The 11368-nt window shown below is 41.2% G+C and carries 12 protein-coding genes; 10 read left to right on the forward strand and 2 right to left on the reverse strand.

Translation table 11 applies throughout. The features are described from left to right. Window positions 1-55 precede the first annotated feature (55 nt). From PL11201_RS14125 to PL11201_RS14155, 7 genes are all read left to right on the forward strand, one after another. The gene (locus PL11201_RS14125) at window positions 56-901 is read left to right on the forward strand and encodes an alpha/beta fold hydrolase (protein WP_079679541.1); all 846 of its coding nucleotides are present in this window, start codon (window positions 56-58) and stop codon (window positions 899-901) included. Between the two features lie 157 nt (window positions 902-1058). Beyond that, on the forward strand, window positions 1059-1355 hold the full coding sequence (locus PL11201_RS14130) for a UPF0175 family protein (RefSeq protein ID WP_079679542.1): 297 nt from the start codon (window positions 1059-1061) through the stop codon (window positions 1353-1355). After that, complete coding sequence (locus tag PL11201_RS14135) at window positions 1352-1837, forward strand: PIN domain-containing protein (RefSeq protein ID WP_079679543.1); 486 nt, start codon at window positions 1352-1354, stop codon at window positions 1835-1837. The genes PL11201_RS14130 and PL11201_RS14135 overlap by 4 nt, the downstream gene beginning before the upstream one ends. Window positions 1838-1882: 45 nt before the next feature. Further along, window positions 1883-2230, forward strand: coding sequence for an ArsR/SmtB family transcription factor (locus tag PL11201_RS14140; RefSeq protein ID WP_079679544.1), 348 nt, complete (start codon window positions 1883-1885; stop codon window positions 2228-2230). 27 nt (window positions 2231-2257) lie between these two features. Beyond that, the gene (locus PL11201_RS14145; protein ID WP_079679545.1) at window positions 2258-3901 is read left to right on the forward strand and encodes a SulP family inorganic anion transporter; all 1644 of its coding nucleotides are present in this window, start codon (window positions 2258-2260) and stop codon (window positions 3899-3901) included. After that, window positions 3898-4521 (forward strand): carbonic anhydrase, encoded by a 624-nt coding sequence (locus PL11201_RS14150; protein ID WP_079679546.1) that lies wholly within the window; start codon window positions 3898-3900, stop codon window positions 4519-4521. Before PL11201_RS14145 ends, PL11201_RS14150 begins: the two co-directional genes overlap by 4 nt. Window positions 4522-4552: 31 nt before the next feature. Next, on the forward strand, window positions 4553-4987 hold the full coding sequence (locus PL11201_RS14155; RefSeq protein WP_079679547.1) for a DUF4359 domain-containing protein: 435 nt from the start codon (window positions 4553-4555) through the stop codon (window positions 4985-4987). Here PL11201_RS14155 and PL11201_RS14160 read toward each other — a convergent pair. Continuing rightward, complete coding sequence (locus PL11201_RS14160; RefSeq protein ID WP_079679548.1) at window positions 4984-6360, reverse strand: GTP-binding protein; 1377 nt, start codon at window positions 6358-6360, stop codon at window positions 4984-4986. The two genes, PL11201_RS14155 and PL11201_RS14160, sit on opposite strands and share 4 nt — an antisense overlap. 103 nt (window positions 6361-6463) lie before the next feature. Next, entirely contained in the window at window positions 6464-7390 is a 927-nt protein-coding gene (locus PL11201_RS14165; RefSeq protein WP_079679549.1) for a thylakoid membrane protein ThyD, read from the reverse strand. A gap of 147 nt (window positions 7391-7537) precedes the next feature. Here PL11201_RS14165 and PL11201_RS14170 point away from each other — a divergent pair, with 147 nt between their 5' ends. The 3 genes from PL11201_RS14170 to rsfS all read left to right on the forward strand — a co-directional run bounded on the left by PL11201_RS14170 (window position 7538) and on the right by rsfS (window position 11096). Further along, a complete protein-coding gene (locus tag PL11201_RS14170) occupies window positions 7538-9181 on the forward strand; it encodes a DUF3352 domain-containing protein (RefSeq protein WP_079679550.1) in 1644 nt (547 codons plus the stop codon). Window positions 9182-9309: 128 nt separating this feature from the next. Continuing rightward, window positions 9310-10548: a glycosyltransferase family 4 protein gene (locus PL11201_RS14175; RefSeq protein ID WP_079679551.1), complete on the forward strand. Its 1239-nt coding sequence runs from the start codon at window positions 9310-9312 to the stop codon at window positions 10546-10548. Window positions 10549-10679: 131 nt separating this feature from the next. Further along, window positions 10680-11096, forward strand: coding sequence for a ribosome silencing factor (rsfS, locus tag PL11201_RS14180; protein ID WP_079679552.1), 417 nt, complete (start codon window positions 10680-10682; stop codon window positions 11094-11096). The last annotated feature ends 272 nt before the right edge of the window (window positions 11097-11368 follow it).

Raw genomic sequence — 11368 nt, forward strand, 5'->3', positions numbered from 1 at the left:
TTTATTCTTCTTTGTGTCTTTGTATCTTTGTGGTTAAATTAGGCTTGAAAATATTATGTCAATTACTAAAAACGAGATTAAAGTCGGATCTTTAGATTGGTTTTATCGGGAAACAAATCCCGAAACTAATGATAAAATTCCCGTGGTATTTTTGCATGGATTAGTTTCTCAGAGTTATAGTTGGTTGGTGATTTTAGATGAATTAGAAAAACAGGGATATCGGGCGATCGCACCGGACTGGATCGGTTCTGGATATTCAGGAAAACCAGATAAACGGGATTTTGACTATACTCCCGATGCCTTTATTCAAGGGTTAGGAGAATTTTTAGAACAATTAAAAATAGAAAAATTTTATTTAGTTGTTCAAGGGTTTTTAGGTTCGGTCGGATTACAATATGCCCTCCGTCATCCTGAACAAATTGAAAAATTAATTATCCTGAACACCCCGATTTCTACCTCGGCTAAACTCCCCTGGAAATTACAACAAATGGCCTTACCTTTTGTGGGAGATATGATTACTCAAGATCCTTTATTAGTAGATAGAACTTTAGAAGGTGGCAGTAAATATGTGATTGAGGATAAGGTTTTAGAAGTTTATCGGAGTCCGTTTTTAAAAGCCTCTGCCGCCGGGCGATCGCTCTTAGCAACCTTAAAAAACTTACGTTTAAAAGATGCTATGATTGAAATAGAATCTGGCTTTAAAAATTGGGATCGCCCAACTCAAATTATTTGGGGATTAATTGATCCTTGGTTAAATTTTGCCGACGTAGAAACCTTTGCCAAAGGGATTTCTGATATTGAAATTGTCACCTTAGAAAAAGCCGGACATTATCCCCAAGAACATTGGCCAAAAGAAATTAGTGAAGCCCTAATATTATTTTTGCGGAAAACAGTAGTTTAAGATTATCAACCCCAAAAACCCCCCCGTTGTTGGGCTTCAGCCCATCTTAAGAGGGGCTGAAGCCCAACAACAAGTTTTTTGTGTGTTAAACTATCTGAAGATAAGCGATTTCCATTGCTGAGATATTCAATCAATTAATTAACATTGGTTAAGTTTTATGGAAACTCAACAACTCCCAACCAAAGTCCAATTTACCCTAGATATTTCTCCTCCTTCTACAGAAATTCATCAACAAGCAGAATTAAAAGCTAAAACAGCCTATATTATGACTTTATTAGAGCATCAAATTATTAGCAATAGTCGAGCAGAAAAATTGTTAGGAATTTCTCGTTTAGCGCTGATTAATTTAATGAGTCAATATGGATTGTCTATTTTAGATGATAGTATGAGTTTAGAAGAATTTCAACAAGAAGTAGAACAGGCAAACACAATTTTGAAACAATATAACAAGTGATTATTATTTCTGATACAACGGCTTTTAGTGAATTAGCTAAGGTCGGACAGATGAATTTACTAAGAGATGTTTTTGGTCAGGTAATTATTCCTCAAGAAGTCTACAATGAAATAAACACAGGCTTTCATCCCGCAACCGAGCTTGTTCAAGAAGCCAATTGGTTAGAAATTATTAGGGTTAAAAATCCTCAACAAGTTAATCAGTTTCAATTAGAATATGATTTGGATTTAGGAGAATGTGCAGCAATTGTCTTAGCTCAGGAATTGAATGCTGATTTACTCCTCATTGATGAACGTTCTGCAAGACAATTGGCTCTATTAATGAATATAAAAATTATTGGTATGGTTGGTGTTCTCTTGTTAGCAAAACAACGGGGATTGATCACATCTGTTAAACAGATTCTTGATCAGCTTATTGAAAATGGCACAAGAATTAGCAAGCAGCTTTACCAATATGCACTAATAACTGCCGAAGAATGCTAAACTATCTGAATATATTTGAAGATACTCAGATAGAAACCTAATGAAATGACATTCCAGCCCAGCTACTTCAAAGCCGATTTCTTCAAAGTCCTGTCTAACCCGGTGCGTATCCAGATTTTAGACGCCTTGCGCTTGGGGGAAAAGAGCGTTAACTATATCGCCCAATGGATTGAAGTTGAGGCATCTTCAGTCTCTCAGCAGTTATCGATTCTACGTCGCCATAACTTGGTGAAAGCCCGACGACAGGGAAACTACATCTTTTACTGCATCCGTGACCCAGCAATTTTCAAAGTTCTCGATGCCGCCCTAGAAGTTTTTAATAACCATCTCGTAGAAGTGCGTGATGCTTTAGAAAATCTCGAAGATCCGAACTCAGAAAATCGATCATCCTAACAATATTAAATACATAAAATCACTGCTATGACAGAAGAAGTAATCAAACAAAACCTGGGCTTAGGTGGGATTTTTGGCTCTTGGCGAGGTGATTTAACCGGGGGAATTACCGCCGCCATTGTAGCCTTACCCCTAGCCTTAGCCTTTGCGGTAGCCAGTGGAGTCGAACCCCAAGCCGGACTGTATACCGCCATTATCGCCGGGATTGTCGCGGCTATCTGTGGGGGGTCACAGGTACAAATTACCGGGCCCACCGGAGCCATGGCCGTAATTCTGATTGGAATTGTCAGTAAATACGGGATTGAGAAAGTTTGGATAGCCGGGGTCATGGCCGGAATCATTCAGGTGGCTCTGGGAGTGACTAAATTAGGCCAAATGGTGAAATTTATTCCCTATCCGGTCACCAGTGGCTTTACAAATGGGATTGCGGTGATTATTTTTTGTAGCCAACTGAATAATTTTTTCGGCCTAGATTTACCTCGAAGTGAACACTTTTTTCCTGGATTATTAGAAACTTTTAGCCATTTAGAAAATATTAATTGGGCAACGGTTAGTATCGCCAGCGTTGTGATTGTCACCAAACTATTTTGGGTCAAAATCACCCGTCTAATTCCCGGTTCTTTGGTAGGGTTAATTTTAGCAACCGGACTAACGGCCTATTTTCACCTGAATATTCAAATGATTGGCGAAATTCCCCAATCTTTACCCCTTCCCCATGGTATTCCCCATTGGCAAGATTGGGGTTTACTCCGAGAATTAATTAATCCCGCCTTAGCATTAGCAGCTTTAGGGAGTATTGAATCCTTGCTGTCGGCGGTGGTCGCTGATGGGATGACCGTTAGCGATAAACACAATAGCAACCGAGAACTGATTGGTCAAGGATTAGCTAATATAATTGTTCCCTTTTTTGGGGGGATTCCAGCGACGGGAGCCATCGCCCGCACTGCTGTTAACGTCCGCTCTGGCGGGAAAACCCGTCTTTCGGGGGTGATTCACGGTGTGGCTCTGGCCCTAATTGTAGTTATATTCGCGCCTCTAGCCGCTCAAATTCCCTTAGCTGCCTTAGCGGGAATTCTGATGGTCACCAGTGTCAGAATGATTGAATGGGAAACCATTGGCTTACTGTTGAGGGCAGATTACGCTGATTTTGGGGTGATGTTACTGACTTGGGGGATTACAATTGGTTTTGATTTAATTCTGGCGGTGGAAGTGGGTTTGATTGCAGCAAGTGTTTTATTTATCAAACGAATGAGTGAACTGGAAATGGCTAAAGTTCCTCAAGAAGAAGCTTTTCCTCCTGGAATTCCTCTGGAATTGACTAAAGAAATTGCCGTGTATCGGGTTGATGGCCCCCTGTTTTTTGGGGCGGCGGAACGATTTGCTACCTTCTTAAGGGAAGAACCTCAAGTCAAGTATTTAATTTTACGACTGCGGTTTGTTCCTAATATTGATACCACAGCGTTAGTGGCTCTTGAAGACATCTATCAAGACCTCAAACGTCGGGGTTGTCGTTTGATTTTAAGTGGTCTACAACCTCAAGTTCAGCAACGTTTAGAACGGAGTGGTCTGTTGGAAAAAATTGGTCAAAATAACTGTTTTGAAACCACTGATGCAGCCATTCGCTCCTTGCAAGAACCTATTAAAGAAAAAGAGTTGGAATTTCAAACATGAACCATAATTTTCAGGGAATTCAGGGATGTGGCTGTCAGGGAAATTGTTCCCATTTGTTAAGTCGTCGTTGGTTTATGCGATCGCTTTTAACAACTATTGTTTCTATTCCTCTGTTGGAATTTGCTAAACCCGCTCTGTCTGCAAATCATCACGCTAAGGCTTTAGTCTTAAGTTGTATTGATTTTCGGTTTATGAGCGCGGAACAGCAATTTCTGTCTAATATTTTACCCCAACAATATGACTGGACAGCCCTAGCCGGAGCTTCCTTAGCAATTTCTGGTTTTCCCCATCAAGCAGAATCAACGGTTTTTTGGGATCAATTAGAGTTATCCTATAAACTCCATGCTATTGAAAAAGTGATCATTTTAGATCATCAAGATTGTGGAGCCTATGCTAGTTTAATTGACCCTAACCTACATGAAAATCCCGAACGGGAATATCAAGCCCATGTTAATTATTTAAACCAAGCTTATACAGCAATTCGTGAGCGGTATCCGAGTTTGGATGTGGAACTCTATTTTGTGACTTTAGAGTCGCAATTCCAGGCGGTTACTCCAAAACCTGGTTTTTCTGCTTCTAGCGAAATCCTGAAGCGACAGAGGAACCCTGGAAAGATATAATCAAGATAGTCTGTTATTTTTAGGAAATGCCATGGCGAGACTTGATTACGTTCCATCTCAATCATCTTCGGGTTATCTGGGAAAAGGTGCTATCCTACTGACTATTTTAGCTGGAACCATGGCGTTTACCAATCCCCAACGAGAAGAATATATTAATTATGCTTCTGATCAATTATCCGCCGAAATTAAAAAATCCATTTGTAAAGAATCCCAAGTCCCGGAATTTTTAAAAGGATTTTCTAGTGCATTAGTAAATACTTGTAATAGCTTAGTAACCACCCAACGCAACTTAATTAAAGACACGGTAGATAAATCCACAACCCGACAAAATGCGATTTTATTTAGTGTTTATACCACCGAAGTTGCCGGATATAAATATCAAACATTAGGGGGATTTGGTAATTTTATGACCTTTCCGACAAAAGATCCAAATTCTTCTAAATCTACCGCCAAAAAATTAAATTAGGAAGTTTGATCAATTTCCGACTTTAATCGCAGGATAAAACTATCTCGGTTAACTTGATTCAAAATCTCTTGAATAGCGGTATCAATCCCCTGTTCACCCCAACTACAGCCTTTTTCTAAATAGACTTGTGCCGCCTGACCCACAGTATAGGTAAAATAGGCAGAAATCGAGGCTTGAGTAATAGCAATTCCGGCATAATTAGCGATATCTGTCGCTAACCCGGCGGCACTTTTACCAAATCCTAATATCCAACCACTACCCATTTCAGCTAATAGTAATCCTCCCGAACTTAATAGAATTTTTTTCCATAATTTCCCCGCTTGATAACTGGTCATGGGTAAACCATATAAACGCGCCAAAGACCGAATTAAAATTAAATCGCTAATGGTTGCACCCAATACATCTAAAATCGCAATCGGATTTAGGGCTACCGCTAGGGCCTTATAGCGAGTAAATTTCCAGATTAATTCCTCGGCTTCCGCCGCTTGCAATTGAATACTTTGACGAGCAATAATTCTTTCTGCTTCTCTCCCTTGAACTAAAGCATTTAACGCTAAAAGTGAGCGTCCTTCTCGATTTAATAGCTTTAAAATAATCTGTTTTAATTCATCAATTTGAGATGCGGGAGCTTCCCATTCATAAGTTATTCGACCATCCGGCCATTCAATTCTTAACTGAATGGGTGCGGGTTCTGCGGATACTTTGACAATCTCAAATGGTTGGGAGTTATTGGAAGATTCAACAGTAGAAACATCTTGAGTTTGAGCGAGTTTTTGTAAATTTTGATATATTTTTTCCCGTTCTATTTCCGTATATAAATCAATTTTATTAAAAACAATAATTAATGGTTTATGGGCATTTTGTAGTTCTAATAAAGCCTCATATTCGGTTCTGGTTAAATCCCCCGCTACCACAAATAAAATTAAATCCGCTTGACGAGTGACTTCATGAGCCATATCCCCCCGTACCTGTCCGGCGACTTCATCTAATCCAGGGGTATCAATTAACTCCACTTGAATCGGATTTGATTCGTCAATATTATCAATTCGATTCGGTTCTTCAATCTGAGATAAAGGCACACTCCAACGAATAGAACGGGGCCATTGAGTTACCCCATTTAACGGCCCGGTTTGGAGAATTTTTTCCCCTAATAAAGCATTTAAAACCGCCGATTTTCCCCGACTAACTAAACCAAAAACCGCAATTCTAATAATTCCTTGTTCGAGCTTTTCTAAATTAGTTGATAGAATTTCTAACTGTTTTTGTAATGTCGCTTGTAATTCAGGATGGGAACTCCTGCGCCCCCGTTGTAAATGGTGATAACGGGATAAAGTTTGTTTTAAACTAGAACGAGCTTGATTAAAATGATTCATTATTAATGGGGAATGGGGATCACGGATTTAAGAGGATTTCACGGATTTTAATCTGTGTTAATCTGCGTAATCCTCTTAAATCCGTGTTTAAAAAATACCCAATTTAGGAGGAAGATAAAATATCTTCTAGGGCAGGTTTAACGGTGGGATATTGATAATTAAAATTGTAGGATAGGGTACGTTTGGGTAGGACTTGTTGACCTTGGAGGATAACTTGGGCCGCATCCCCTAATAACATTTCCAGGGCAAAATCAGGAACCGGAAGCCAGGAGGGACGATGGAGAACTTCCCCTAAAGCATGACATAACTGCCCCATTCTAACCGGGTTAGGGGCGGTAGCATTAAGCACCCCTTCAATTTGGGAATTGGTTAAACTTAATAGGATTAAATTAACTAAATCCTCTCGATGAATCCAAGAAAACCATTGTTCCCCCGAACCTAATGGCCCCCCGGCAAATAGTTTAAAGGGAGTGAGCATTTTTCCCAAAGCTCCCCCCATGGCTAAAACAATCCCCAATCTTAAAATTACTAAACGAGTTCCTGTTTCCTTAACCTGTTGGGCTGCGGTTTCCCAAGCTAGACAGACATTAGCTAGAAAGTCCTGTCCAGAGGGGCTATGTTCGTCAAAGAGGGCGGTTTCGCTGGTTCCGTAATAGCCGATCGCTGAAGCACTAACCAGGACACTAGGTTTAGAATTAGCTTGTGCGATCGCTTCAACTAATTTCTGGGTAGCCGTAGCCCGACTTTCTAAAATTTCCTGTTTGCGTTGCGGTGTCCATCTTTCATCGGCAATTCCCGCCCCGGCTAAATTCACCACCCCATCACATCCAGAAATGGCCTGTTGCCAAGCACCGGATATCGTGGGAGTGTAACCGACAATTTCTAACTGGGAATAGACAGAACTGGGAAACACCCGTTTGGCCCGTTCCCGATGACGGGTGAGAACTAATACCGAATGTCCTGACCGTTGGAGTCGCTCCACTAAACGACTGCCGACAAAACCTGTGGCTCCTGTAACTGCTACTTTCATTGAAATGACTCGTAATGGCTGAATAGTCGCACCTTTGTCTTTAGATTAACAAATCTTCGTCCCCTTCCCCGATAGGGTAACAAGCTAACATGGAGAAAATTAACCGAAACCCTGGGTGATCATCCCAACCCCCGCTAAAAAATCATCATGCTGACCCGAAAAAAATCTAAGCTACTTTTGGCTGTGGCGGCGCTGACTGTATGTGGGAGTGTCGCCGCAGCCCTTTACTTAACCACCGAGCGGTACAAAGCCTATAGTCCCTTAGAAAGTGGCAAACTGGTGCCGGATAGGGCAATCATGGCAACTTATCTGTCGGTAACGCCTCACGTCCTATCAGAATTAGAAAATTTTGGCACACCGGAAGCTCAAGCATTAGTGAGTCGGGGAATCAAAATTTTTCAACAACAGAGTTTAGCAGGGGCCACGATTAATTTTAACCGGGATATTCAACCTTGGATCGGCGGGGTGATGGTGGCTTTACTTCCTGCTGATGGAATTAAACCCGTAACAGACCCCCAATTATTAATGGTTGTGGGAATTAAAAATAAATGGAAAGCTTGGCAATTTGCCCAAAAATTAAATGCCTCATCGGATGTTAAATCTCAACAGAGTCAATATCGAGGGGTGACTCTATCGAGTTATACCGAAAAAACCGGAAAACAATATAACGTGGCAGTTATTAACGATCAGGCAGTAATCGCGGCTAATCCTGAAACCGTGAAACGGGCGATCGATACCTTCAGGGGTTCTCCTTCTTTGGTCAGTTTATCGGGAAAATCCGACCTATTTTTTAAAAGTGCCAATCTTGCTAATCCTCTAGTGACGGTGTTTATTGCCGATTATGATCGGTTAACACAGGATTTGAGCAGCACTTGGCCAGAAGTTTTGAGTTTATCCGGTCAATCCCTATCTTCGGTGAAACCGATTCAATCGATGGTCATTGGAGTCGGGGTAGAGGGGGATGGGATTCGCTTAAAAGCGATGGCTCAGTTACGTCCCAATGGCACAGTATCCCAACAACTGCCGGAATTTGGGAAAATGATCGATCGTTTCCCCAGTAACACCCTGGCTCTGGTAAATAGTCATGATCTGCATCAATTTTGGTTAGAGTTTTTAACTTTGGGGGAAAATAACCGGGATTTGAAGAAGATAATTAGTCAAATTCGTTTGGGACTGCAAGCGATTAATTTAGACGCGGATAGGGAGGTGTTTGGCTGGATGGACGGGGAGTTTGCCCTGGCTGCGATCGCTTCTGAAAAAGGAGTATTAGCCTCCTTGGGGTTGGGGGGAGTGGTATTAATTGAAACTAGCGATCGCCCCGCCGCAGAAACAATGTTAAATAAACTCAATACTCTGGTTGCCGGGGGCAATCCTCCGATTAATATTGAACAACGGAGTTTATCTGGAATTGAGGTGACGGAATGGAATGATCCCAAACAGGGAACACTATTTGGACATGGATGGTTAAGTCCTAATGTGATGTTTGTTGCCTTTGGTGGGCCAGTAGTGGAAGCGATAACTCAGAACCCCACCGATCCCCTGAATCGAAGCCAACGGTTTCAGGAAATTAGCAAATCCCTACCGAGTTCTCATCATAGTTATGTCTATTTAGATATTGAAAAAATGACGTCTTGGGCAATGGGATATCTATTAGCATCCCCGGCGATCGCCCTTCAACCAAATAGAATGACTATGCTAAATTCGATTCGAGGTGTGGGAATTAGTGCTAGTTTTCCCGATCCTTCGAAGGTTGAGGTAGAGATGCTATTGGTACTCAAACCCAAAACTTAATCACGGATTTAAAGGATTACACAGATTACACGGTTTAAAAAGCAACAAAACTAAATTTGCGAAATCATTGTAATCTGCCTAAATTAGCGATAACTAATCACTGATAACTGATAACTGATTTAAAGCGTATGCGTATACTGATTTACTCCTATAACTATTATCCTGAACCGATTGGTATTGCTCCTCTGATGACAGAACTCGCAGAGGGTCTGGTGAGGCGCGGCCATGAGGTGCGGGTGGTAACGGGAATGCCCAATTATCCAGAACGCCGGATTTATGAGGGATACCGGAATAAGTTATATCTGACAGAAGAACGAAATGGGGTGATGATTCAGCGCAGCTATATTTGGGTGCGTGGCCCGAAACCTGGATTATTGGATCGTCTGCTGCTGGATAGTAGTTTTATGGTCACAAGCATGGTTCAGGCGTTTAACGGTTGGCGACCTGATATTATTTTTGCTACGGTTCCACCTTTATTGGTGAGTATTCCGGTGAGTATTTATGCCTCGGTGCTCTGTTGTCCGGTGATCTTGAATATTCAGGATATTGTTTCGGAAGCTGCCTTGCGGGTGAAGTTGGTTAATCCCGATGGTATTGTGATTAAAACTGCTAAATTTGTGGAAAAGTTGACCTATGAAAAGGTAAATCGGATTAGTGTAATTGCGGATGGTTTTGTTGATAAATTAGTAGAACTAGGCATCCCAAAAAATAAAATTGTTTGTATTCCGAATTGGGTAGATACTAATTTTATTAAACCTTCATCAAAAACGAATAATTCCTTTAAAATTAAGTATCAACTTCAAGATCAGTTTGTCGTTCTTTATTCTGGGAATATTGCTTTAACTCAAGGTTTAGAAACGGTCATTAAAGCAGCCAAGTTATTACGGTCTATTCCTGAAATCTCTTTTGTCATTGCTGGAGAACACGAGGCTTTACAACAGTTAGAAAAGGTCTGTCAGGAATATCAAACGGAAAATGTTTTATTAATTCCCCTCGAACCCAGGGAAAAATTACCCGAGATGTTAGCGGCGGCGGATGTGGGATTAGTGGTGCAAAAAAGACGAGTAACGGTTTTTAATCTACCTTCAAAAATTCCGGTTTTATTGGCTAGTGGTTGTGCTATTATCGGCTCTGTTCCTGATACGGGAACGGCAAAAGATGTGATTCTTAAAAGTGGCGGGGGAATTGTGGTACCTCCCGAAGATGCGGAGAGTTTAGCCCAGGCGATTACTGAGCTTCACAAAAATCCAGAGCAGTTAGAAACCTTGGGTAATTACGGGCGAAAATATGCTGAGAAACATTATAGCATTGAACAGGCGTTAGACCGGTATGAACAGTTATTTACACAGGTATTATCCCCCGAATAGCCTATTTTATTTGGCTCCTATTGGGTTCTTTCCCAAAACTGAATCCTCCAAAATCGAAAATAATGATTAAAATAATCACTAGATCTTAATTTGATTGTTACCCTGGATTTCACACGAGGAAAAAAAACTGAATGGTTAATCATTCCCAAACCCAATATGCTTCTAAGCAAATGATATCTGGCGCCAATGTTGATGAGTATACCAGTCTGGAAACTGCCCTAGTCGCAGCCCGAGCCGCAGACGACCGGAAAGCGGATGATATTCTGGTTCTGCGTGTGTCAGAAGTCTCCTATTTAGCGGATTATTTTGTAATTGTAACCGGCTTTTCCCAAGCTCAACTGCGGGCAACTTCTCAAGCCATTTCAGACCAAGTAGAAATAGAATTAGAACGACTTCCCCTGAGAGTCGAAGGCCAAAGCGAGGGCAACTGGGTGTTAATGGATTATGGTGATGTGATTGTCCATATTCTGTTACCTGAAGGACGAGATTTCTATAAATTAGAGGCATTCTGGGGTCACGCCGAGCGAGTCAATTGGCAATCGGATTAATTAAACTCTAAAATCCTATTGAGAAGAAGCATCATCCCTCTGACTCGTAGGATTTGTTTGGCTATTCAATGCTTTAATTTCTGTTTCTAGCTTTTCTTTCGCGTCCTTGGCGGCTTGATAATCTGGCCAATATAGCAGGGGGAATAGAACCCCCTAATCCCCCTTTTTAACGGTAGTTTAGGGGGTTCTAATCTGGGTTATAGCAGTTGCCACATCTATTAGGACATTCTTGAAAGCTAAAAGCTACTTATAGTAAGTATTTACCTATTGCC

The sequence above is a fragment of the Planktothrix sp. PCC 11201 genome, assembly GCF_900009135.1.
In the GTDB taxonomy this organism is placed as follows: domain Bacteria; phylum Cyanobacteriota; class Cyanobacteriia; order Cyanobacteriales; family Microcoleaceae; genus Planktothrix.

Excerpts from the sequence above, each read along its gene's own strand:
- PL11201_RS14145 (WP_079679545.1), top strand. The coding sequence starts at position 2,258 with ATGACAGAAGAAGTAATCAAACAAAACCTGGGCTTAGGTGGGATTTTT.
- PL11201_RS14165 (WP_079679549.1), bottom strand. The coding sequence starts at position 7,390 with ATGAAAGTAGCAGTTACAGGAGCCACAGGTTTTGTCGGCAGTCGTTTA.
- PL11201_RS14170 (WP_079679550.1), top strand. The coding sequence starts at position 7,538 with ATGCTGACCCGAAAAAAATCTAAGCTACTTTTGGCTGTGGCGGCGCTG.
- PL11201_RS14150 (WP_079679546.1), top strand. The coding sequence starts at position 3,898 with ATGAACCATAATTTTCAGGGAATTCAGGGATGTGGCTGTCAGGGAAAT.
- PL11201_RS14155 (WP_079679547.1), top strand. The coding sequence starts at position 4,553 with ATGGCGAGACTTGATTACGTTCCATCTCAATCATCTTCGGGTTATCTG.
- PL11201_RS14140 (WP_079679544.1), top strand. The coding sequence starts at position 1,883 with ATGACATTCCAGCCCAGCTACTTCAAAGCCGATTTCTTCAAAGTCCTG.
- PL11201_RS14160 (WP_079679548.1), bottom strand. The coding sequence starts at position 6,360 with ATGAATCATTTTAATCAAGCTCGTTCTAGTTTAAAACAAACTTTATCC.
- PL11201_RS14130 (WP_079679542.1), top strand. The coding sequence starts at position 1,059 with ATGGAAACTCAACAACTCCCAACCAAAGTCCAATTTACCCTAGATATT.
- PL11201_RS14125 (WP_079679541.1), top strand. The coding sequence starts at position 56 with ATGTCAATTACTAAAAACGAGATTAAAGTCGGATCTTTAGATTGGTTT.
- PL11201_RS14175 (WP_079679551.1), top strand. The coding sequence starts at position 9,310 with ATGCGTATACTGATTTACTCCTATAACTATTATCCTGAACCGATTGGT.
- rsfS (WP_079679552.1), top strand. The coding sequence starts at position 10,680 with ATGGTTAATCATTCCCAAACCCAATATGCTTCTAAGCAAATGATATCT.